The organism is Pseudoalteromonas sp. C12FD-1 (genome assembly GCF_037414265.1).
Classification (GTDB): Bacteria; Pseudomonadota; Gammaproteobacteria; order Enterobacterales; family Alteromonadaceae; genus Pseudoalteromonas.
On sequence record NZ_JBBEVD010000030.1, the window covers coordinates 24277 to 47202 of the forward strand.

The following is a 22926-nucleotide window of genomic DNA, read 5'->3' on the forward strand; positions in this document are numbered from 1 at the left end:
CCTTTAACATTTTTAAAATTTATCGCTAAGTTCAAAGCGCCTAAAAAAATCTACTTTACGCGCTTTGTTAGCACTTAATACCCGTCCGCTTAATTAAGTGATCTATTTTGAGGATTGGTATAACTAGGTCGAAAGACCGGCTTTAAGCTCACTCGGTTTCATGGGTAAATGACGTAAACGCACGCCGACTGCATTAAATACCGCGTTGCCAATAGCTGGCGCAACACCAATAACGCCCGGCTCACCTAAGCCCATAGGAAACTCATCACTTTGCACAAACTCTATATCCATATCGGGCACATCTTGCATTCTAAGCGGCAAGTAAGTGTTAAAGTTAGTGGCCGCCACTTGCCCGTTTTGATAATTATTTGATTCATGTAACGCAAGGCTTGTGCCCCACAATAACGAACCTTCAAGCTGAGCTAATGCACCATCGGGATGAACAATTAAACCCGCATCTACCACGGCATACAGTTTTTTAAGCGTAATTTTGCCATCGTTTTTATTTACTTGCACATGCGCCGCTGTGGCAATCCACGCTGGCATATGACGCTCTTGACCAGAACTAACTGAAAAGCCAATGCCTTCGTTTTCACCTAGCTTAACATTTGCGACCTTCGCTGACACTTTTTTAAGTACCGCATTTAATCGCAGTGCGCCGCCTACGCTTTCAGGGGCTTTACCTGCTTGTTTGCCTTTGCCATCGAGCATTGATAAACGAAATTTCACCGGATCAAGCCCTTGTTTGTGGGCAATTTCGTCAATAAAAGATTCCAAACTCCATACAATCCAACCCGGACCTACCGAGCGAAGCCAGCCTGGGGTAAATGTGCTTTGCGCCAATTCGTTATTAATTGCGCGAGCACGGTGATTATCCATGCTGTACCAGTGATCCGCTCCAGAGGCCGAAAACGAGTCAAACTTACCTTTGCCATCAACCCCTGGTGATAAAAAGCCAGGCGCCATTGCCTTTGTTGGCCAACCAGCTGCAAACGCATGTTCCATAGCACTGAGTTCGCCATTTTCATTAAACGAAGCCGTTAATTTAGCTGTGGAGGCTGAACGTGACTGATCAAACAAGCTATCGTCTGCGCGCGTAAATACGAGTTTTACTGGTTTACCAATCGCTTTCGCTGTTAACGCTGCAGGCACGGTCCAATCGCCAAATAAGCGACGCCCAAATCCACCGCCTAAATAATAAGGGCGAATAATTACGTTATTTTGTTCAACCTCTAATGCGCTGGCCAATGCAGGTAGCGTTAAAGATTGCCACTGATTACCGGTATGGATAATCCACTTGCCTTGTTTAAACTCTGCCACCGCGTTAAGCGGCTCTAATTGATAATGGCTTGCTGTTGCCGTGGTATACAATGACGCTAGCGACTGCTTTGCCTCAGCCTGCATTTTAGCGGTGTCGCCTTCATTAACAAATAAGGTGCCAGCGTTGCTATCGTTACATAATTTTTCGCCGAGGGATTGAATATCTGCCTCTGTAACATTGGCTGTTTGCCCTTTTTTATAGGTTACTTTTAGCGCATCTCCCGCTTTAATAGCACTGGGGTAATTGTCAGCTAAAACCACCACCCAGCCTTGTACTGTATTGCTCGGGTCATTTAAAATCTCGAACCCTTTGTAGCCTTTTATTGCTTTTGCTGCGCTATCATCCACCTGCGTGACTTCACTGCCATATCGAGTAGGTGGAATTACAGGGCGCGCATACACCATACCTTCAAGCTCTACATCTATACCATACACGGCAGTACCGTTTGTTTTTGCAGGTATATCAAGCGCTTTAAAGTCTTGATTTAAACCCGTTAAGTGGCGTTTGTTGGCAGGCTTTAACGGCAGTTTTGCGATTTCTTCGCTGCTAAAGGTACGGTTAAACTCACCATTTTTTACAATATCGGCATAACTGAGCGACTTATCGCCTGCAATTATACGCCCTTTACTAGCGTGGCACTGCTCAGGTTTAACTCCAAGCATATTAGCCCCTGCATCAATAAGTGCCAAACGCCCTGCTGCGCCAGCTTGTGAAAGCGGCTTAAAGCTTTGAAATACAGACCATGAACCACCAGTAACCATGTAGCCCCACTTTTCGTGAGTATCTACATACGTAATTGATACCTTATCCCAGTCGCACTCAAGCTCATCTGCCACAATACGCGCTAAGGCGGTGCCTACGTGTTGCCCCATTTCAGCTTTAGCAATACTAACAACTACTTCACCTTGTGGGTTCATAGTCCACCAAATTGTGGGTGAAAACGATTGCTGTGCAATTGACTCTTTCGCGCTTAATTCACCTGAAAATATAGCCGGTGCAAATGCCATAACTAGGCCAGCCGTTGCTGTACTAATCATAAAAGAGCGACGGTTTAAGTCTACGGTTTCGGTATTTTTTTGAAATAGTTTTTTCATTGTCGGCTCCAGTTACACGTCTAGCTCTTTAGGGTTAAACATTTGTACTGCACTTTGCGATTCATCAGCGGCACGGTGTATCGCCGATTTAATGCGCTTGTACGCCATGCAGCGGCAGTAGTTGCCGTTCATATGATTTACTATTTCTTGATCGGTTGGATTTGGATTGCTAGCTAATAATGTAGCCGCTTGCATAATTTGCCCAGATTGGCAGTAACCACATTGAGGTACTTGCTCATCTACCCATGCTTTTTGCAGCGGATGCGCGTTGTTAAGCCCTTCTATGGTGGTAATGTTTTTTCCTGCCACTGCGCCCACGGGTAATACACACGAGCGCGTTGCTTGTCCATCTAGGTGCACTGTACATGCGCCGCACATAGCAATACCACAACCAAATTTTGTGCCCTTTAACCCAATTTCGTCGCGAATAACCCACAGCAAAGGTGTATCTGAACTTGCTTGCGATTTAACCTCTTTGCCATTAACTGTAAACGTCACCATAGCTTGCCCCTTGATTAAGCCTAAATAAAATTAAAGTAACACCTGACCCATACACGTTACTTTTTTATACCACCGTACGCTGAAACTATAACGCTTTGCATTGCAGCGCCGGTTTAAAATACGCGGCAATGACTCTTAAAATTTAATTTCGTTTAAAACGTTTTAACCTAAAGTTTAGGCTATATTTTTTAGTTTATTCTAATGAGGCTAACCTATTGTTATTATTAATAAACTTCTTTAATTGCTGTTGAGTGTCAATATCTGTGCTGGCCTGTTTAATTAAAATGGTATTAACCTCGACTTTTGTATCGCGCAGTAAATGTTGAGCGCCTTTATCACAATTTAGCGCTGCTAGTGTTTTAAAATCACAGGTAGGAAATACAGCAGGTACGCCAAGGCGCTCGCCATAATCAGCGCACCAGCGCGAGGGTTTATTTTTAAAATGATCAATTAATGTATTTATATCTGTAGTACGAAGCTCAACCTGATCTGCCAGCATGAATAAAATACCATCCAATGCGTGCGCAGCACTTATAACTTGCGTTGCCCGCGCAATGGATTTTCCTAAACCTACTTGCCAGTGTGGGTTATGCAGTATTTCAACATTTTTGTAGCTATGTAACGCATCTTCAATTTGCGCATGCCAAGCACCGCTAATAACGTATATGGGTAATGTGTCATCCCCTTGTACGGTATCTACGGCGTGGCAAATCATTGGTTTATTACCTACATCGGCTATAAGCTTACACCCGTTAAACCGCGACGATTGCCCAGCGGCTAAAATAACCTTTGCTAGGCGCACCTTAATTGCCCCAATTGCTTAACGATGCGGCATCTTTATTAGCGAATACCGCATGAATCTCGCTAATAAGCGACAACGCTATACTCTCTGGCGAGTCGCCGCCCAAATTTAGCCCTACAGGGCCAAACACAGGGGCAGCTACCTTATTTACCGTTGTATTTGCATGCTCAAACACTTGCGCTCGTCGATGTGCAGGTCCTAGTAGCCCTAAGTACTTTAGCTGGCTTTGCTCAAGTGCGGCTAACGCCTGTGAGTCTAGCTCTACACTGTGGGCCATTAAAACAGCTGCATCAACTTTGTGCTGTTCGCAAAATTGTTTAAGCTGCGCAGCTGGGCTGCGCAAAATATGATCGGCATGCTTAAAATAGTCTCTTTTAGCGTTTGCAGCACGGCTATCCCACACACTCACCATCCAGCCTAATTGCTTTGCAAGCGCATATACCGGTATTGCATCAGCACCACCACCGACAATTAATAAATGTGGGCTGGGGTAAATGGCCACCTGTAAACTTTGAATATTGTTTTGCTCTAAAAGCGTTGCTTTACGGTTTAAAGATAAGTTATGTTGCTTAGCCACTGTTTTAAAAACACCTGACCCTTTTGTCACTAACGGTTTAATTTGCTGCGTGTAGTGCCCCGATTGCTTATTTTTTAGTGCATTAAACATGCTTTCTAATTGTAAGTATTCGTTTTCACGATTAACGCTTTGCAAAATAATATGCACCACACCGCCACAGCCAATACCTAGCTGGAATGTTAAATCGTCTTCATCGGTTGCATCGTAGGTAATAGTTTTAGAATGTAGTGAGGTCATAACTTGTTTAGCGTGACGCTGAATATCAGCCTCTAAACAGCCCCCCGAAAGCATGCCTAAGCGCTGACCAAGGCTCGAAATAAGCATCATCGCGCCCAATTTTCGATAGCTCGATCCTTCAATTTGGTACAAGGTTGCGAGCACCCATTGTTGCTCATCACGAAGCGGATACCACGTATTAAGCATTCCTTTTAAATCAGTAACCATAAACTGCAGCCATTACAATCCTTAATGTGTGCGCGTTTTAATTATCACCAAAATGTCGCTTTGCTTTATTTATAGATATAACTAGGATAATCAAGCAACAAATAAGTGAGAAGCGTACGTGATATATTTTAAAATCGATCAGATAGGACGTTATTAAATATTGAATATTATCTTAGCATTTATCGAGGCCTAGGTGACCTGTGTGAATTAAAGTTTTTCACTCTAGGTGTAATTAAATCGCCTTCAAAGGCTATGCCCTGACTAAAAACCAAACTCCCTGCTGTAAATTCATCCACCGCAGTACAACATGCGCTAACTTCCTTAATAAGCGTAAAATTTATAAAAAGTGAACCTTGGCTAAAATAAGCATTAATCTTCAATTAAATCGCTGAGTGTATCAATCAGCTCATCAAACTCATCATTTACACTCTCTCGTTGCTGCTCACTTAAGGTGGTATTTAGCTCAATAAGCAAGTTTACATAGAGCGCTAAATTCGCATCATTACTGGCTAACAATTCGTCGCTCATGTATGCCTCTCGCTTTGTAATTACATGGCTTAACTGATTAATAAAGTCGTTCTCACTGAGCGATTTATTTAAAAGTACTTGCTGCGCTGCATTTAACCGCGCTTGCTTATACTGATGCCAAAGCAATGAAGAGTCGTAATGATCATTGTTAGCTTGAGTAATAAGCTGCGTTTGCATAGGCGTTAACTTTCCTAGCCATTGTTTGTAGTAATCGAGCTGCCTTTCAAGGCGCTCGCTTTTGCGCTCCTGCGCTGTTAATTCATTAAACTCTTCGTATTCTTCGTTAATTTGCGTTTGAATATTAGCAATTAGCTCTGTGCGCTGCGCATCAGAAAGCGTAAGCCCTAACTGCGCGAGCGGTATATGTGCATGCTCAAGAATGTTTTGAAAGTGAGCTCTGGCTAATACCACTTGCGATTTTAATTGCTGATAATCTAACTGCTGATTAAATAACACTTTTAAATTTAGGATATCCTGCTTGTAGGCGGGTAATTGCGTGGTGCGGTGCCACTGCTGGGTTGTGTTAATAATACTTTTAAGTTGCTTGTTTTGCTGCTTATTTAGATCAATGTAGTCATCTACCCAAAACGACGACAACCACGTTAGGTTATTATAAGTAAACGAAGCCGAACAACTACACAAAAACAGCAGACTAAGCGCGATAGCGATGCGCGAAACTTTTATATTTTTTATTTTAAACATGGAACCCTCAACTAACGCTTTCTCTCAAACTCTTACATAAATACGCAAGGGTGTTAATTCATTTTAATTGATAATAATTATTATTTACTGTTGACACACCACCAAATCTAAATAATAATTAATCGCATAAACAAAGTGTAACGACCTCAGTGCCCAAGGACGATATACAGCATGGATGCTGGCATTTTGTTTTAAGCCCGTGACTGCTTAATGGCTATTATTTACTCGACCCAAGTAATAGCACAAAAGTTCATCTCTACTTGCTACATTGCTCATATTAGTGACGGTTAATATGACATTAAAAGCGCAGGCTATTGGCTTGCGCTTTTTTACTGCTTTAAATTTTCTGTAATATCTGTATCTTACGCCTATAAGCTCAGCATTATTAGCAATATAATTGCTTATTTAAGCTATAATTACCACTACAGCTTGGCTAAGTGTTAAACGCCATATAATCACCAAAGCGTTAGTAATTCACTTCCCCATGCATTTGCATCACTTTATACGTAGCAATTAAATAGTAAGTACAAAGTGTTGCAATAAAACAGGTTTTTATACATACACATTGCAACTATTACCTATTGGAGACATGGCTATGTCACAGTTTAATTTAAAAGCATTAATACTCACTGGCGTTTTGCTTTCAAGCCCATTTGCACATGCAACTCTTGAAGACGGTATAAGAGCTGCCAACGAAGGCGAATTTGCAACGGCACTAAAAGAATTTGAATATTTAGCTGATAAAGGCTTTGCCCCTGGTATTTACGAATTAGGTAAACTTTACGAGGGCGGCTATGGTGTTACACGCGACTACTTTAAAGCGGCAGAGCTTTATAAAGAAGGCGTTAAAAAAAATCACGCTGACTCAATGTTTGCGCTAGCAGTTTTATACGATGAAGGTAAAGGCGTTAAGCTTGATAAGCAAATGGCGGTTACGTTATTTGAAAAAGCGGCGAAAAAAAACCTCCCCGCCGCACAATTTAATTTAGGTGTTATGTATTCAAATGGCGAGGGCGTTACGCGCGATTACAAGCAAGCGAGAACGTGGTACGAAAAAGCCGCTGCTAATAACTACTCACTGGCGCAATTTAATCTGGCGCTCATGTATTTTGAAGGCCTGGGCATGCCAAAAGACTTAGAAAAGTCGTATGTGTGGAACACCATTGCAGAATACAACGGCAATATGCAGGCAAGCCATAGCCGTAAGCTAGATGAGCGTAAAATGCTACCTAAAGAAATAGAAGAAGCAAAAGAAAAAGCCGACAAAATCTACGAAAAAATACTCGCAGGCACGTATGCCGGTGAAGGTCGCTTATTTTAATTTTCGCTCTGCTAAACAAAGCATTACACAAGGGCAAATGCGTCTCGCATTAGCCCTTTTTTATACCTATTACTTAATATATAAAAGTTTAAGTAGCTTAATAATGAGCTTACTTTGTTTGAGTAAAAGCGTGGTACGTGGGTTAAACGAGCCAGACACCAAGGTATTTTTTGCATGACTAAAGGTTAAAAACCCCTCTTTAGCATGATAATGCCCCATACCAGAATGCCCTACACCACCAAATGGCACATCATCTGCTGTTACCTGCACTAAGGCATCGTTTACAGCAACTGTACCGCTTAATGTTTGCTCCATTATGTAATCTTGAGCATGCTTATCTTGGCCTAAAATATATAACGCTAGAGGGTGATTATGCTCTTTTATATAGCCAATTACCTCATCGAGCTTTTCGTAGGTTTTAATCGGCAAAATGGGGCCAAATAATTCATCTTGCATTAGCGCCATATCATCGCTAGGCGCGGTAACAATATGCAAACCCATTCTATGCTTTTGTTTGTCTTGTTGGTTTTGTTCTAGCGGCTTAATAACGTGCGCACCTAACTGCTGTGCTTGTGTTAAATATCCTTCTAAGCGAGTGTAATGCGCATCGCTAATAATTGACGTTAAATTTTTACCTTCAACCCCGTCTTTAAAATGCTTTTTATAAAGCTCACACAATTGCTGTACCAACTGATGTTCCAACGCCTTAGGCACAAATACATAATCTGGGGCTACACATATTTGCCCTGCATTAGCCATTTTACCAAACAGTAAGGTTTGCGCTGCTTTTTTAATATTAGCTTGCTCAGTAATGATCACCGGCGACTTACCACCAAGCTCTAAGGTAACAGGGGTTAAATTTTCACTGGCCGCTTTCATAACCAGCTTGCCCACTGACGTTGAGCCAGTAAACAGTAAATGTGCAAATGGCAGTGCAGAAAATTCACTCGCTACATCGCTTTCCCCTAACACCACTTTACAATGCGCTTGTAGTTCATCTGCAAATATTTTTTCGATGACTGCATTCGTATGCGGGGTAAACTCGCTGAGCTTAAGCATAACTCTATTGCCCGCTGCAATGGCGGTAATAACAGGCACTAATGCCAATTGTATGGGGTAATTCCATGGAGCAATCACGCCAACTACACCAAGTGGCTGGTATGTCACACTCACTTTTGATGGCCACAAACTTAAGCTTGCTGAGCGCTTACTGGGCTTTGCCCATTTTGGTAATTTTTTAATTATGTGCGCTAAGCCCTGAACCGTTGGCAGAATATCACCAAGTAAAGTGTCAAACGCGGTCCTGTAGCCAAAATCTTTTGATGCTGCATCAATAAGTGCTTGTTCGTGACTAACAATGCGTTTGTGCAGCGTTTTTAATAAAACAATACGCTTATCTATTGGGAGGTACGACTGGGCTAAAAAGCTATTTTGCAGCTCATTAAACGTATCGCTGAGTGAGGGTGTGCGTGTGCTATCAGTATCCAAAGGTGCTACTCGAGTATCATTTTGCTACGACTATAACGCCGTTCTGATTTTCGAGCAATAACACTAACTATCTAAAAATCACCGTTTTTATAGGAACAAATAGCCACAATTAACCGCTGCTGGCTCAATAATTTCGCCCTTAAATTGCTTTTATTTAGTTCGTTAGCGGCTCACAAGGTAGCGTAATAATAAATTTAGCGCCGCCTTGTTCGCGGTTCTGTGCGCTTAGCGTGCCATTAAGCGCGCTAATAATTTGCTTAGAAATACACAAGCCAAGCCCTAGCCCATCAACCGATTTAGTACTGTAAAAAGGCTCAAAAATAGTGTCTAAATCGTGCACTTCAATACCTGGTCCGGTATCTTCAATACACAGTTGCACACTATTATTTAGATAATTGGCACTTATACTCAGCTCGCGCATAATACATCCTTGCATTGCTTGGCTGGCATTCGATATTAAGTTAACTAACACTTCTTCAAGGGCCGCTTTATCTGCTAAAACCTTTAGTTGGCTGTCAATTTTAGGCGGTAAAACACTTATGTTGTCCTGCTTTAGCTGATTTTTATTAATATCTAGTGCCTTGGCTACTGATTCATTTAATGGCACTTCGCTAATAATCGTTTTTGCAGAATCAGAAAAATAATTTAGCTGTGCAACTATTTTATGCACTCTTGCTACTAAGGCTTCAATAAACTGTAAATTTTCGTTTAGGGATTCAAACTTACCTTTAGCAAGCAAACGTTTAGCGCTAGCTAGATAGGTATTAATAGTATTAAGCGGATGATTTATTTCGTGGTTAAAGCCCATGCTAAGCTGGCCAATTGTTGCAAGTTTAGTTGATTGTACTAATGCATCTTGCTGTGCTTTAAATGCATCAGTGCGCGCGCTCATTTCTTGGGTGACACTATGGTGTGAATAAACCAGTTTTTTAACGCCATAAACGCGCCTTAAAACAACATACCCTAGGGCAATAATAAGCGCATAAATTACCACAAAGCCAAATAACACAGGTAATTGAGCAATATTTACATTAGATACATTAACTAGTACGGTAACAGATGCGTTCAAAAAACGTAATTTTTGCTCTACGGATAAATAGTTATGCTCATCAATTGTGTTAAACAGTAACCTTTGTGATGTGTAATTTGAATGGGCAATGAGCTTTGGTTGATAGTCTAAATATGCACGACGCTGGGCGATGTCTCTGCGATGTGTAATATCAAGTGCAGAAAACGTATTAAGGCGCCAATTTTCCATATCTGAAATAGCAATAACACTATCTTCTAGCTGAACATAAAAGTGACTGCCTTTGGCGGTATTTAGCAGTTCTCGGTCGCTTTCAAACTTGTTTACATTTACTTTTAGAACAACAACCCCTATCGCTAAATTATTGTTATAAATGGCTTGTGAAAAATAAATACCTCGCTCTTTTGTACGCATGCCTACAGCAAAGTACGCGACTTTTTCACCTGCAAATGCGCGCTTAAAATACGGTCTAAACGACAGATCGCTACCTAAAAAGTTATGATCGGCCTGCCAGTTACTGCTGGCAACCACTGCACCTTGTTCATTAAGAATATAAATATCTGAAGCACCACTGGCTTGTTGTATATCAGCTAAGTAGTTATTAATCTTTTTTTCGTTATTTTGCGCCGCACCTAAAAAATCGATAACTTCGTTGTTATAAGTAAGAAGCTGAGGAATTTTTGAAAAACGAGCAAGCTCAGTATCAATATAGTGCTTTAATTGAGTTGCCTGTTGGGCTGCCTTTTGCTCGGCCTGATTATAATAATGAGTTCGGCCATAGCAAAACACCACGGACAATAGCACTATCAGTACAACAAAAGATAAAAGAAGTTTTTTAGAAAAGGAGAACATGCCCTAGCTCACAACAAAATAGCTATAAAATTTAAGGGCGCTAGTTTAACGGGTTATGGGCGCTAACAACAGAAACTTTATGTTAACAAATACAATAAATCTTAATTTATTTATAAACTGCTGCAAGTCTGTACTGACTCGCAACAGTAAACATCATTAGCGGTACTAAAATTACGAGTTAGTGGCTAATTGAGGCTTATTTTTAGCGTACTTGTATAAGCCGATCAGTGAAGCTGCAATCCAGAAAATCTCAATTACAAAGCTTGCAAGGTTAAAGTTGTAACACAAACTAATTAACAGCAAAATTGCCCCTGTTAAATTCATTATGTTGTACAATAACCCCGTTGGAGATGCTTTATTAAGTTGTAACAAAAAGAATGCACCAACAACTAAGAAAGTACCCGCCATACCTACAATATCAAATAACAGTGCTATCACACGTTTATCCTTTGCTTAAAAAACCCAACTAACTGGCCCTATCCTTGGGGAGGGTGTTTTTCAATCATTGAAACAGCAAAACCGGGCGAGTATATCAGGCTTGTTTATTGGTACAAGGCCAATTGTCCGCCTTATCAGTAGCAAACCTACCCTTTGTAGTTGTTGTATTTTTAAAACGTATTAGGTTATTTAAAGGTAACTTTACCGCCAATTATTTTATAAGCTGGCGTGCCACGTATAATTGCTGGGCGCGCAAATGGGCGCTCGCATTGGGGGCAAATACACGGTGTAGTTGTGTAGTCTTGGGTTATTCGCTCTATAAAACACTTTACTAGAGCGCCTTTGCCGCCTTTTCTGTATTTAAACAGCGCCGCTTTGCAAGCAGAGCAAAAAATATCGACTGTTTTAGTCGGCCCCTTTTTATTTGGCTTAGCCATACACTCCTTAACATACGTAGATGCAAAGCAGGCATTTTAGCAGTTAATAAATAAAAACGTTATAAAAGCGAGGCTAACTGCCTAATGAGCGGTGGAGAAAACACTGGGGATTAAATAATAGATGCGGTATAAAACGCCATAAAAGTTTTTCGCTGTTCTCTAAAAAATAGACGGCTTAATTGCGCTGATAACACATTTATATTAAACGGTTTAATAATAAACCTCGACACTTTTGCTTTAATAACTTGTTTTACTGTAGCAGCGCTATCTTTACACGTAACCATAATAACGGGTAAATCGACTAAAGCTTGGTCGTGACGTATGTTATCGAGCAAGTTTACACCGTCTACTTTAGGCATGTGTAGGTCGGTTATTACTAAATCAATTTTTGCTGACGCAGTATTTTTAACGCCTGTTGGCCGTCAGTTGCCTCCACAACATTTTTGTAATCAAGCTGCCTTAACATATTAATTAATACGTGGCGCATAAGTGGCATATCATCAACGACTAACATTTTCATATTATCTTTATTGTATTTAAGCACTTAAAGGCGGCGCCTAATTGAGCGTGCTTAAGGCCATACACCTATAATAAAACCCATTAATGTAAATTGTATTGTGTAATACCCTGCATTAATTATAAACAACTTGATTGGCCGCTGCTCATAAATGTAACTGAGACCCAGCGAGCTACCCACCCAAAACAAACCGATGGCAAAACCTGTAAAGGCGCCCTCTCCCATTCCGGCCTCTTTACCTAAAAATAATGAAAGCACCACCGCCGACAAAAGTGCAAGTACCAAACTACCACCAAAAATTAACGTCGGTTTTGCTGTTTGTAAATCAAGCTCCGTAAGGCCTGTACACTCTAACCAGGCATTTTTAAAAAAAGCGTTTGAATACCAAATACCGCCAAGCATAAAAGAGGAAAGCGCCGCCACAAGCACGGCAAAAAAATTAACATCAGTAAAATTCATACATACTGCCATAATGCATAGTGTACAAGGGTATTTTGACTGTAGTTAAAAATACCCTAAGCAGCAAATTATCCCCTTTAAAATTTGCGGTTTAGGGCGTATTGGTTTTTGTGGAGGTTTTTAAAAATCGCCATAGGTGGCACGTGTTTGTGACTTTAAATCGGTTGGCGAAAGCGCTACCTCAAGCCCTCGCTTACCTGCACTTACATACACTGTATTAAATACCATCGCGCTTGAATGAATAAAAGTGGTTAGGCGTTTTTTTTGACCAAGCGGACTAACCCCTCCCAAAATATACCCCGTGGCGGCTTGTACCGTTGGCGCGCTTGCCATTGCGACTTTTTTGGAGTTACACAGTTTGGCCAATTGCTTTAAATTTACTTGCTGGGATACCGGTGTGATGGCAACAATTAACTGCCCTTCATTGGTTTCAAGCACGAGCGTTTTAAAAACCTGTTCACTGTTAAGGTTTAACTTTTCAACGGCTTCTTGGCCATAACGTGTTGTACTCGCATCATGTTGATAACTAAGTACATCGTGAGGCACTTTTTGTTTTTTCAGTAATTCGATTGCAGGTGTCATACTATTTAGCCCCGTTATTTTAAGTGCATTATTAATCTACAATAAGGATTAATCATTTTGAAGGGTTACTTAATAGCAGATACGCTAAAAAACTCTTATTGACGAGGATATAGGTGTAAAGGATAAAGCCGTGCAGGGTCAATTACATAAGGCAACACAATAGCTTAGTGAATTAATCGATTGAGTGTATACACTCTACAATACTGTTAGGTAGTGCCCAACAATATGAATAAATCACATGAATTTGAGCAAAAAAAAACGGTGCATCAAGCACCGTTTTTTTAGTTTTTACGATAACTAATTACTTAGTTAAATCATCAAAAAACTTTTTAACGCCGTCAAAAAAGCCTTGCTCTTTAGGACGGTTTTTTGAGCTATCTTTGCCCATGCTCTCGTCTAACTCTTTAAGTAGCTCACGTTGACGCTCGTTTAAGTTAACTGGCGTTTCAATCACTACTTTACAAATTAAGTCACCTTGAGCACCACTACGTACCGATTTAACACCTTTGCCACGCATACGGAACATTTTGCCCGTTTGAGTTTCAGACGGTATTTTAAGTTTGGCACGACCATCAAGCGTAGGCACTTCAATTTCGCCACCTAAACCTGCGGTAGTAAAGCTAATTGGCACTTCGCAGTACAAGTTGTTCGCATCGCGCACAAAAATTGGGTGTTCGCGTACCGATACTTGCACGTATAAGTCGCCAGCTGGTGCTCCGTGCATACCGGCTTCACCTTCACCGCTCAAACGAATACGATCGCCTGTGTCTACGCCTGCTGGAATTTTAACTGACAACGTTTTCGTTTTCTCAACACGCCCTTGTCCGTGACACTTATCACATGGGTCTGAAATAATCTGACCTTGTCCCTGACAGGTTGGACATGTTTGTTGAACAGCAAAGAAACCTTGGCGCATTTGTACTTGCCCAGCACCATGACACGTAGTACATGTTTTAGGCTTAGAGCCCGCTTTTGCACCACTGCCATCACACGGCTTACAGCTCACCCATGTAGGTACTTTTATTTCTACTTCTTTACCACGAACCGCTTCTTCTAAGCTTAGGTCCATGTTGTAACGTAAATCTGATCCACGTTGCTGACGCGATTGACGACGGCCACCACCACCACCAAAAATGTCACCGAACACATCACCAAAAATATCACCAAAATCGCCTTGACCACCACCGCCAAAGCCGCCGTGACCGCCGCCACCGCCTTGTTCAAAGGCAGCATGGCCGTATTGGTCATACATTTGACGTTTTTGATCGTCGGTTAAAATCTCGTAAGCTTCTTTTACTTCTTTAAATTTAGTTTCGAGATCTTTATCACCGGCGGTACGATCTGGGTGATATTTCATCGCTAAGCGTTTATACGCTTTTTTTATGTCTCTCTCGCTTGCATCTTTGCTTACGCCGAGAACTTCGTAATAATCGCGTTTTGACATATCTATCACACTACTCTTTTCTATTTGCAGCTAAACTGCGGGATAAACCGATAAATCACATCGATTTATCATGAAAATTTTAAACCTTAAATACATACAAAAGGCGCGACAAGCTGTAGCCTGCGCGCCTCAAAAGTTCATCCTACCCTAAAAACGTGAGCAATTCATGTTGTTTAGGCTAGTTAGAAGCTTAGCTGACAATTACTTGTCGTCTTTTACTTCTTCAAACTCAGCATCAACTACATCGTCGTCTTGCTTAGCAGACTGTTGTGGTTGCTCGCCTGCATCTGCGCCACCTTGTTGCGCTTTAGCTTGAGCAATTTCCATTAGCTTTTGAGACTTTTCAGCAAGTGCTTGCGTTTTAGCTTCAATTTCTGCTTTGTCATCGCTCTTAATAGCTGCTTCAAGGTCAACAACAGCGGCTTCAATAGCCTCTTTGTCTTCGCTTGGTAGTGCGTCACCCGCTTCTTCAATTTGCTTACGTGTGCCGTGTACCATTGCATCAGCTTGGTTACGAGTTGCTACTAGCTCTTCAAACTTTTTATCTTCTTCAGCGTTAGCTTCTGCATCACGAACCATTTTTTCTACTTCTTCATCGCTTAAGCCTGAAGACGCTTGAATCGTGATTTTTTGCTCTTTACCTGTATCTTTATCTTTGGCTGATACATGTAAGATACCATCCGCATCTACATCGAATGTTACTTCGATTTGTGGTGTACCACGTTGTGCCGGGCGAATACCTTCTAGGTTAAATTGACCTAGAGATTTGTTGTCGCTTGCACGTTTACGCTCACCTTGTAGTACATGAATCGTAACGGCAGATTGGTTGTCTTCTGCTGTAGAGAACGTTTGCGATTTCTTAGTAGGAATCGTTGTGTTTTTCTCAATTAGCGCTGTCATTACAGAGCCCATTGTCTCAATACCTAGCGATAATGGAGACACGTCTAGTAATAGTACGTCTTTAACGTCGCCTGCTAATACACCACCTTGAATTGCCGCGCCTACTGCTACAGCTTCATCAGGGTTAACATCTTTACGTGGCTCTTTACCAAAGAACTCAGCAACTGTTTTTTGTACTAGTGGCATACGTGTTTGACCACCTACTAAAATGATATCGTTAATATCATTTACAGATAAATCAGCATCCGCTAGTGCGCGTTTAAGTGGCTCAATTGACTTAGTTACTAAATCTTCTACTAATGACTCAAGCTTAGCACGCGTTAGTTTAACGTTCATGTGCTTAGGACCTGTAGCATCGGCAGTTACATACGGAAGATTTACTTCTGTCGATTGTGCAGATGATAGTTCAATTTTTGCTTTTTCAGCCGCTTCTTTAACACGTTGCATTGCAAGTGGATCATTTTGTAAATCGATACCTTGATCTTTCTTGAACTCAGCTACTAAGTAGTTGATTACACGGTTATCGAAATCTTCACCACCTAAGTGCGTATCACCATTTGTAGCAAGTACTTCAAACGTGTGCTCGCCTTCAACTTCATCAATTTCAATGATTGATAAATCGAAAGTACCACCACCTAAGTCATATACTGCAACAACGTTTTCACCTTTGTTTTTGTCCATGCCGTAAGCAAGAGCAGCAGCTGTTGGCTCATTGATGATACGTTTAACTTCAAGACCCGCAATACGACCAGCATCTTTTGTTGCTTGACGTTGTGAATCGTTAAAGTATGCAGGTACTGTGATTACAGCTTCAGTTACTTTTTCACCTAAAAAGTCTTCTGCCGTTTTCTTCATTTTTTTAAGTACTTCTGCAGAAATTTGTGGTGCAGCGCGTTTTTCACCACCCGCTTCAACCCATGCATCGCCGTTATCAGCTTTGATGATTTTGAACGGCATAATACCGATATCACGTTGTACTTCTTCGTCTTCAAAACGACGACCAATTAAACGCTTAATTGCAAATAACGTGTTAGTTGGGTTAGTAACCGCTTGACGCTTAGCAGGTTGACCTACTAGAGTCTCGCCGTCTTGCGTGTAAGCAATAATAGACGGGGTTGTGCGATCGCCTTCCGCATTTTCAATAACACGTGCTTTATCACCATCAAGTACTGCAACACAAGAGTTTGTAGTACCTAAATCGATTCCAATAATTTTACCCATGAATCTTCTCCAACTTCAAATTCGTTAATACGTTCGATGACTAGTAAATAGGGATGCCACAAAGTTAATTCAACTGTAAAAATGAAAAAAAATTCATTTTTTGTAATTTATTTAACAAAAAACCTTAATAAAAGTAGGGTTTGATGTTTTTTACGCCAAATACACCTATCTAACACAACTAGTCTGACCAGTTGTTATGTGCTATATATGTCTGATAATGATAATTTCAAGGATATTAACGATGCATTTTGATGACTTATTAAAACAAGCTTCTGCTATTTCAAGCTCTTCTTCGGCTTCGCTTGCCAATAACAGCAATACAATGGAGTTTCCTGCTAATTGGTGCCAAGGGAGAACCGCATTTGGTGGCCTTTCTGCTGCACTACTTTATCAAGCAATCAGAAAACATATTGACCCAAGTAGACGATTACTTTCTCTGAGCACTAATTTTGTTGGGCCACTGCTTGCCGACACGCCTTTTTCATTGTCAGTTGAAATTTTACGCCAAGGTAAAAGCAGTACTCAGGTATTAGCTAAAGTTATTCAAAGTGAGCAGGTGTGTGTAATTGTCCAAGCGTGCTTCGCTATTGATAGGCAATCAGGTGTTAACGTACCAGTAAGTAAAGAAATGGGATTAAAGCCTGTAGATGCACGACATACATTGCCATTTATTCAAGGGCAAATGCCTGAGTTTTTCCAGCATGTTGATTTATGCCCTCAACAAGGCGCTATGCCATTTAGTGCTGCTGAGACTTCGCATTTAGGTGGTTGGATGCGTTTTAAACACACTCCCGAAACCATTACAGAAGCGCATATCATTGCACTAACAGATGCTTGGCCGCCCACATTACTGCAAATGTTTAAACAGCCTGCGCCTGCAAGTAGCATGTCGTGGTATTTAGAGTTTGTGCAAGAGCCAGCGCTTACACCCGGTGAATGGTTAGGCTTTGAAGCGATTACTCACCATGCTAAAGGTGGCTACGGATTAGAAGATGGCTGTATTTGGTCGCAATCAGGCGAACTTATTGCCCTTACCCGCCAAACAGTTGCCTTATTTGACTAATACCAATCAGCAATAATACTTAATCATTTTCAGGGGCTAAACGTGTCGCTATCTGCGTTAAAAAATTCTCATTTACGACTGCATGGATGCAGAAGGTAGAGCAATGCAGGGGCAATTGCCGATAACAACTAAATAGCGAATTTTTCTTTGCTATCAACACGTTTATCCATCCTCAAAATAGATCGCTTAATTATGCGGATTGGTATAATTACACCTACGGCCATGCTATTTAGCATGGCCGTTTACATTTAATAGCTGCTGATATTTACCACTTTGCTTTATGGCAACTAGGCCTTTATCAAATTTTTGTTGCAGTAACGGGTTATTAAAATAAGCGGGCCTTGGCGCTTTTGGAAAAATAGCATGAATATTAACGGGTAATGAGTGCGAATAGTTAATGTTATAATAATGAAAAATACGCTCATCGAGAACAATTACATCCACCCACTCTTTCATTAGCCTATCAATTTGTGCACGTTGATTGACTACTTCTTCATAACTTGCAAACTGAGCAACTCCTTTTGCAAATGAAGGCGGTAAATAAGCCGTTGCATGTTGAAACCCTAATACACTTTTGTTATTTAAATCATTTACACTCTCAATAGCAAAGTCACGTTTTTTAAGTGATACCGCCACATTTTTATAACTCAATACTGGCTGACTTGGGTAAGTATCTGCATCGCGCTTTCCTGCGTAATTAAGCAAGATATCCACCTTACCGCTATGCAGCTGCTGCTCGGCGCGCTTGTTAGACATATAAATAACAACAATATCGTTAACGCCCTGTTCAAATAGTGCAGCTTTAATAATATCAAGTTGCATACCTGAGTCTGTTTTTTCTATTACATAGGGAGGAATAGTCGCACTAGCAGCAATCACAACTGGCTGTTTTTGCTGAGCGGCAGGCACTGGCGGGCTTATAAAAAAATAGCTAATAAAGTAAAATAATAACAGCCTCACATTAATCCTTACGAATTGTTATTGCGCTTAATGATTAATCGCGTTGTATTAATAGTTTAAATATAGCAAAATTGCGTAAACATTCTTCTTTGATGGTTATAACTTGCAAACAATTTGCCCGTGTTGCGATTTAATAATAGATATACCCGCAATAGCCGATAAGCAAATGGCCGTGTGCCCGCATTGTCACCATAAGCTGTGCGAAGGCGATGTAAACAACGATAGTAAAGTAGTCGCGCTGAGTATTGGCTCATTGCTGATGCTCTTAAGCAGCATGTTTTACCCGTTTATTTCATTTAGTAGCAGCGGTATAACGCAAACAATTACCTTGCCCGATGCGGCCCGAATTTTATTTAATTACGACAGTGAGTTACTTGGCTTATTTATTGATTTAAGCATTATTGCGCTGCCAATGAGCTTACTGATCATTCTGATCCCTTTACATCTTGGTCTTTTGCAAACATTGCCAGAGGGTATAGCAAGGCGATTGCTCAAGTTTACCTTGGCTCTTGAGCCTTGGATCATGTCGGAAATATTTTTAATTGGCGTATTAGTAAGCATGGTTAAAATTATGTCGCTTGCCGACATTAATTTTGGCGCCAGTTTTTGGGCCTATATTGGCTTTGTTATTATGTATATTGCAGCACTTGCTCATGTAAATAAGCCGCGTTTATGGGCACATATTAAACCAGCAACACCTATCGAAGATGCAGCAAACGCTAAACGGGCAATTGATCAAAATATAAAAGCCTGCCATGTATGCCACCAACTTTGTAAAGAGGACTACTGCCCTCGCTGTCACAGCAAAACACATATTAGAAACCCTAATAGCGTCCAAAAAGCGACAGCTTGGTTAGTCACCTCAGTGCTATGCTATATACCTGCAAACCTATTACCAATAATGCACACTACAAGCCTGGGTGATGTAACACCATCAACCTTAATTGACGGCGTACTAACACTTTGGAAAAGTGGTTCTTACCCAATTGCCGCCATCATATTTTTGGCCAGCGTGGTGGTGCCTTTGGCTAAAGCATTTGTGCTTAGCTTTTTATGTATTATGGTGGCAAAACCTGCTAACAAGCACACAAAAGGCTATACTAAAATTTATCAACTTACTGAATTTATTGGAAAATGGTCAATGATTGATGTATTTGTTGTTGCTATACTCGTTGCCTTAGTGCAACTAGGCAACTTAATGTCAATTACCCCAGGGCTTGGCATCGTATTTTTTACTGTTATGGTAATATGCCAAATGATGGCTGCACATGCGTTTGATCCGCGCTTGTTGTGGGACAAACCAAAAAACAAACATTCAGAGAACAAAGCATGACCGAAACGGCTAATGTAACAACAAAACCAAAAATTTCTGCTATTTGGATTATCCCGCTAATAGCCTTATTAGTTGGTATATGGATGTTGTATCAATACCAGGCAAATGTAGGCCCTACTATATATATAAAAATGCCCCATGCGGAGGGTATTATTGCAGGTAAAACAGAAATAAAAGTGCGCAGTGTTAAAATTGGCCAAATTGATGCTATACGCCTTTCTGACTCGCAAGATAGCGTTATTGCACGTGCGCAAATAGACAAAAACTACAATGAACTGCTCACCGAAGATGCCAAAATTTGGGTGGTTAAACCCCGTATAGACGAAACGGGCATTAGTGGTATGAGTACGCTTTTGTCAGGTGTTTATTTAGAGTTTGCCCCTGGGGAGAGTAAAAAGCTAAAAGAACGTTTTGTATTACAAGACGAGCCAGCCCTTATTGGTAAAGATGTAAAAGGTGGGCGTTTTCAGTTACTCAGCTACAACGCTGAAGTACTCGAGGTAAGCACTGGAATATTTTTTAAAAACTACAAAATAGGCCAAATAGAAACCGCTACTTTTGACTGGAAAAATCAAGCAATGAAGTATGGTATTTTTATTAACGAACCTTATCAAAACCTCATAACATTAAACTCTATTTTTTGGGTTAACGCCGGCATTGAAATAGACCTATCGGCCGATGGAATTAATATAAGTACAGGCTCATTAAGTAAACTACTCAAAGGCGGTATTTCTGTTGGCTTACCAGAGCAGCAAGCACCAGGAGATTTAGCACAAGATGGTCATAATTTCTCATTGAGTCAAAGCTATAAAGAAGCCCTGGAAGAGCGTTTTTACGATTTTGATTACTACATTATTGATTTTGAACAATCAATACGTGGCCTAAGACCTGGTGCCCCGGTGGAATATCGTGGCACTCGAATTGGTACCGTGGTAGAGGCGCCCGCTAACGTTATTATCAATGGTAAACCCGCGCATTTTAAAAACCATAACACAGCGGTGCCTGTACTGATTAAAATAGAATATGGCCGTTTATATCACGATAGCGCAGCGGCCAAAGAGTTTTGGCAAAGCAGCCTAACCGGTTGGATAAAAAATGGTATGCGCGCCTCTTTAAAACCAGGCAACCTTTTAACAGGCGCAGTGTATGTAGATTTTGATATATACCCCGATGCACCAAAAGCGCATTTAGCAAAACTTGCGCAGTATGATGTTTTTCCAAGTATTTCAAGCGGCATTACGGTACTTGCCGATCAGGTCTCGGATGTGCTTAACAAGGTAAATGATTTAAAAATTGAAGACAGTCTGGCGCAAATGCAGGCTACGTTTAGCGACTACCAAGCCCTTGCTAACGAAATGCGTGCGTTATTAAGTCAAAAAGATACACAAAACTTACCCGGCGACTTCAACCGTAACTTTGATAAAATGACCAAAAGTATGGAACAGTTTGAAGTGACCATGCGTCAATTTGATAAAACCATGGCAAGTTATCAGGCAGGCTCTGAGTTTCATCATCAATTACAGCAAACCTTACTCGAATTTAAACGCTTAAGTGAAGAAATTCAACCGCTTACGCGGGGTTTAAACGAGCAGCCAAATATGTTTATTTTTGATAAAGCACTCCCTGCTGATCCACAACCAAGGAAGCAATAATGAAACACTTATTTTTAGCCATAAGCGTGTTAATTACCCTTAGTGGGTGCAGTGCGTCAATTCAAAACGCAACGCAGTATTATCAATTTGAACAACCCATTACTTCATCATCACGCCATGTAAAAGAAACTGATGCGCAACTTAGAGTACAAACTGTGGCCCTTAGAGGCGCACTGAATAACTTAGGTATAGCGATGAAAATTGATAATAATCAAATTCATGCCGCAAACTACAACCTATGGGGTGAATCACCCGATGTTATGCTCACCGCTACAGCGCAACAAACCCTTTTTAATGCAATGCCCAATTGGATGGTCATTAAAGGTTTACCAGTTATTACAGAGCTTGATCAGCAAACGTTTTACGAGCTAGAGTATGAAGTGCACCACTTTAACGGTGATATGCAAGGCAATGCTGATATTTCAGGGTTATGGCGCTTATATTACACCCATCCAGAAACTGGCCGCCGACTGCTCAGCGTACATAATTTCTCAAACATTGTCCCCATAGAAGACGACGGCTATGATGGCTTAGTGACCACCCTAGAACAAGCGTGGTTAAACATAAACTTAGATGTGGCAAAAACTATAGAGCAAGCCCGACTTTAATAACCATATATATTTACGGCGGTTTTATCATCATTAATAACCGCCTTGCCTATCATGTTAAAACCTAACTTTAATAATACACACTGAGAAGCGGTGTTATTAGCTGCGCAAATAGCACTGACCTGTTTTATCCCTAGAGTGTGCCTACTTTGTAAAAGCGCTTTGGCCGCTTCAAAAATATAACCGTTTTTCTCATAATGGGTTAACAAGGCAAAACCTAAATCTGGCAGTTGCAACGCTTTACGTTTATAAAAACCCACTATTCCTACGACTTCACCACTGTGTAAAGTAATAATATAAGGACCAAACCCTTGGTGTTTATGGGAAGCTATAAAAGATTGCTCAATATAGTTTTTGGCATCACTAAGCGTATAAATGCCTTTATCGCCAATATACTTGATAAAATTAGGCTGATTAACCAAATTAAGTAACATGGCTGCATCGTGCTCATTTGCATAGCGAAGCAATAAACGTTTTGTTTTAATTACGGCGTTCATTTAAAGCCTTCGTAAAAAAGTTATTCATGTAAATAAATTTTTATTGACTGGAATGCAAAACCAGATTATTTTTGCGCCGATGTTTTTACAGGCACAACAATAGCGGTATGCATTTCTTGCTCCGTCTGGCGCCAAAGCCAACGCGTTTTATTTAAACC

General features: G+C 40.8%; 20 protein-coding genes and 1 pseudogene. 5 read left to right on the forward strand and 16 right to left on the reverse strand.

The window, feature by feature from the left end:
- Positions 1–123: 123 nt before the first annotated feature.
- The 5 genes from WDB87_RS00235 to WDB87_RS00255 form a co-directional block, all read right to left on the reverse strand.
- Positions 124–2415: a xanthine dehydrogenase family protein molybdopterin-binding subunit gene (locus tag WDB87_RS00235; protein ID WP_337848661.1), complete on the reverse strand. Its 2292-nt coding sequence runs from the start codon at positions 2413–2415 to the stop codon at positions 124–126.
- Positions 2416–2427: 12 nt separating this feature from the next.
- Positions 2428–2916, reverse strand: a complete 489-nt coding sequence (locus WDB87_RS00240) for a (2Fe-2S)-binding protein (protein WP_286249239.1) — start codon at positions 2914–2916, stop codon at positions 2428–2430.
- A gap of 193 nt (positions 2917–3109) precedes the next feature.
- Entirely contained in the window at positions 3110–3718 is a 609-nt protein-coding gene (locus WDB87_RS00245; protein WP_337848662.1) for a nucleotidyltransferase family protein, read from the reverse strand.
- A 1-nt stretch (position 3719) separates the two neighbouring features.
- A complete protein-coding gene (locus WDB87_RS00250) occupies positions 3720–4739 on the reverse strand; it encodes an XdhC family protein (protein WP_286249235.1) in 1020 nt (339 codons plus the stop codon).
- Positions 4740–5108: 369 nt separating this feature from the next.
- Positions 5109–5969 (reverse strand): DUF6279 family lipoprotein, encoded by an 861-nt coding sequence (locus WDB87_RS00255; RefSeq protein ID WP_337848663.1) that lies wholly within the window; start codon positions 5967–5969, stop codon positions 5109–5111.
- Between the two features lie 595 nt (positions 5970–6564).
- Between WDB87_RS00255 and WDB87_RS00260 the strand changes: the two genes are divergently transcribed.
- The gene (locus WDB87_RS00260; protein ID WP_337848664.1) at positions 6565–7290 is read left to right on the forward strand and encodes a tetratricopeptide repeat protein; all 726 of its coding nucleotides are present in this window, start codon (positions 6565–6567) and stop codon (positions 7288–7290) included.
- Between the two features lie 69 nt (positions 7291–7359).
- Here WDB87_RS00260 and WDB87_RS00265 read toward each other — a convergent pair whose 3' ends face one another.
- The 9 genes and pseudogenes from WDB87_RS00265 to dnaK form a co-directional block, all read right to left on the reverse strand.
- The gene (locus tag WDB87_RS00265) at positions 7360–8778 is read right to left on the reverse strand and encodes a coniferyl aldehyde dehydrogenase (protein ID WP_337848665.1); all 1419 of its coding nucleotides are present in this window, start codon (positions 8776–8778) and stop codon (positions 7360–7362) included.
- Between the two features lie 154 nt (positions 8779–8932).
- Positions 8933–10657, reverse strand: a complete 1725-nt coding sequence (locus tag WDB87_RS00270; protein WP_337848666.1) for an ATP-binding protein — start codon at positions 10655–10657, stop codon at positions 8933–8935.
- A 171-nt stretch (positions 10658–10828) separates the two neighbouring features.
- Positions 10829–11095: a CBU_0592 family membrane protein gene (locus tag WDB87_RS00275; protein WP_004588716.1), complete on the reverse strand. Its 267-nt coding sequence runs from the start codon at positions 11093–11095 to the stop codon at positions 10829–10831.
- Positions 11096–11280: 185 nt separating this feature from the next.
- A complete protein-coding gene (locus WDB87_RS00280; RefSeq protein ID WP_004588717.1) occupies positions 11281–11532 on the reverse strand; it encodes a hypothetical protein in 252 nt (83 codons plus the stop codon).
- A 110-nt stretch (positions 11533–11642) separates the two neighbouring features.
- Positions 11643–12052: pseudogene (locus WDB87_RS00285) on the reverse strand (response regulator).
- 51 nt (positions 12053–12103) lie between these two features.
- A complete protein-coding gene (locus WDB87_RS00290; protein WP_337848667.1) occupies positions 12104–12508 on the reverse strand; it encodes a DUF1761 domain-containing protein in 405 nt (134 codons plus the stop codon).
- Positions 12509–12628: 120 nt separating this feature from the next.
- A complete protein-coding gene (gene ybaK, locus WDB87_RS00295; protein WP_337848668.1) occupies positions 12629–13090 on the reverse strand; it encodes a Cys-tRNA(Pro) deacylase in 462 nt (153 codons plus the stop codon).
- Positions 13091–13391: 301 nt separating this feature from the next.
- Positions 13392–14534 (reverse strand): molecular chaperone DnaJ, encoded by a 1143-nt coding sequence (gene dnaJ, locus WDB87_RS00300; RefSeq protein ID WP_286249261.1) that lies wholly within the window; start codon positions 14532–14534, stop codon positions 13392–13394.
- A gap of 201 nt (positions 14535–14735) precedes the next feature.
- The gene (gene dnaK, locus WDB87_RS00305; protein ID WP_286249217.1) at positions 14736–16655 is read right to left on the reverse strand and encodes a molecular chaperone DnaK; all 1920 of its coding nucleotides are present in this window, start codon (positions 16653–16655) and stop codon (positions 14736–14738) included.
- A gap of 241 nt (positions 16656–16896) precedes the next feature.
- Here dnaK and WDB87_RS00310 point away from each other — a divergent pair, with 241 nt between their 5' ends.
- Positions 16897–17718, forward strand: coding sequence for a thioesterase family protein (locus WDB87_RS00310; RefSeq protein ID WP_286249216.1), 822 nt, complete (start codon positions 16897–16899; stop codon positions 17716–17718).
- Between the two features lie 225 nt (positions 17719–17943).
- Here WDB87_RS00310 and WDB87_RS00315 read toward each other — a convergent pair whose 3' ends face one another.
- Positions 17944–18678 (reverse strand): substrate-binding periplasmic protein, encoded by a 735-nt coding sequence (locus tag WDB87_RS00315; protein ID WP_337848669.1) that lies wholly within the window; start codon positions 18676–18678, stop codon positions 17944–17946.
- Between the two features lie 166 nt (positions 18679–18844).
- Here WDB87_RS00315 and WDB87_RS00320 point away from each other — a divergent pair, with 166 nt between their 5' ends.
- The 3 genes from WDB87_RS00320 to WDB87_RS00330 are packed head-to-tail and all read left to right on the forward strand — an operon-like array spanning position 18845 to position 22271.
- The gene (locus tag WDB87_RS00320) at positions 18845–20011 is read left to right on the forward strand and encodes a PqiA/YebS family transporter subunit (protein WP_443197896.1); all 1167 of its coding nucleotides are present in this window, start codon (positions 18845–18847) and stop codon (positions 20009–20011) included.
- A complete protein-coding gene (gene pqiB, locus WDB87_RS00325; RefSeq protein WP_337848671.1) occupies positions 20008–21663 on the forward strand; it encodes an intermembrane transport protein PqiB in 1656 nt (551 codons plus the stop codon). Before WDB87_RS00320 ends, pqiB begins: the two co-directional genes overlap by 4 nt.
- On the forward strand, positions 21663–22271 hold the full coding sequence (locus WDB87_RS00330; RefSeq protein WP_337848672.1) for a PqiC family protein: 609 nt from the start codon (positions 21663–21665) through the stop codon (positions 22269–22271). The genes pqiB and WDB87_RS00330 overlap by 1 nt, the downstream gene beginning before the upstream one ends.
- Here the strand turns inward: WDB87_RS00330 and WDB87_RS00335 are convergent.
- Positions 22268–22768 carry a GNAT family N-acetyltransferase gene (locus WDB87_RS00335; protein WP_337848673.1) on the reverse strand — a complete coding sequence of 167 codons (501 nt, stop codon included), beginning with the start codon at positions 22766–22768 and terminating at the stop codon, positions 22268–22270. The two genes, WDB87_RS00330 and WDB87_RS00335, sit on opposite strands and share 4 nt — an antisense overlap.
- Between the last annotated feature and the right edge of the window lie 158 nt (positions 22769–22926).

What these genes read in the sequence shown, in the direction of transcription:
- WDB87_RS00255 (WP_337848663.1), bottom strand. Translation starts at nt 5,969, where the DNA reads ATGTTTAAAATAAAAAATATAAAAGTTTCGCGCATCGCTATCGCGCTT.
- WDB87_RS00250 (WP_286249235.1), bottom strand. Translation starts at nt 4,739, where the DNA reads ATGGTTACTGATTTAAAAGGAATGCTTAATACGTGGTATCCGCTTCGT.
- WDB87_RS00270 (WP_337848666.1), bottom strand. Translation starts at nt 10,657, where the DNA reads ATGTTCTCCTTTTCTAAAAAACTTCTTTTATCTTTTGTTGTACTGATA.
- dnaJ (WP_286249261.1), bottom strand. Translation starts at nt 14,534, where the DNA reads ATGTCAAAACGCGATTATTACGAAGTTCTCGGCGTAAGCAAAGATGCA.
- WDB87_RS00235 (WP_337848661.1), bottom strand. Translation starts at nt 2,415, where the DNA reads ATGAAAAAACTATTTCAAAAAAATACCGAAACCGTAGACTTAAACCGT.
- WDB87_RS00280 (WP_004588717.1), bottom strand. Translation starts at nt 11,532, where the DNA reads ATGGCTAAGCCAAATAAAAAGGGGCCGACTAAAACAGTCGATATTTTT.
- WDB87_RS00330 (WP_337848672.1), top strand. Translation starts at nt 21,663, where the DNA reads ATGAAACACTTATTTTTAGCCATAAGCGTGTTAATTACCCTTAGTGGG.
- WDB87_RS00260 (WP_337848664.1), top strand. Translation starts at nt 6,565, where the DNA reads ATGTCACAGTTTAATTTAAAAGCATTAATACTCACTGGCGTTTTGCTT.
- ybaK (WP_337848668.1), bottom strand. Translation starts at nt 13,090, where the DNA reads ATGACACCTGCAATCGAATTACTGAAAAAACAAAAAGTGCCTCACGAT.
- WDB87_RS00335 (WP_337848673.1), bottom strand. Translation starts at nt 22,768, where the DNA reads ATGAACGCCGTAATTAAAACAAAACGTTTATTGCTTCGCTATGCAAAT.
- WDB87_RS00290 (WP_337848667.1), bottom strand. Translation starts at nt 12,508, where the DNA reads ATGAATTTTACTGATGTTAATTTTTTTGCCGTGCTTGTGGCGGCGCTT.
- WDB87_RS00310 (WP_286249216.1), top strand. Translation starts at nt 16,897, where the DNA reads ATGCATTTTGATGACTTATTAAAACAAGCTTCTGCTATTTCAAGCTCT.
- dnaK (WP_286249217.1), bottom strand. Translation starts at nt 16,655, where the DNA reads ATGGGTAAAATTATTGGAATCGATTTAGGTACTACAAACTCTTGTGTT.
- pqiB (WP_337848671.1), top strand. Translation starts at nt 20,008, where the DNA reads ATGACCGAAACGGCTAATGTAACAACAAAACCAAAAATTTCTGCTATT.
- WDB87_RS00240 (WP_286249239.1), bottom strand. Translation starts at nt 2,916, where the DNA reads ATGGTGACGTTTACAGTTAATGGCAAAGAGGTTAAATCGCAAGCAAGT.
- WDB87_RS00320 (WP_443197896.1), top strand. Translation starts at nt 18,845, where the DNA reads ATGGCCGTGTGCCCGCATTGTCACCATAAGCTGTGCGAAGGCGATGTA.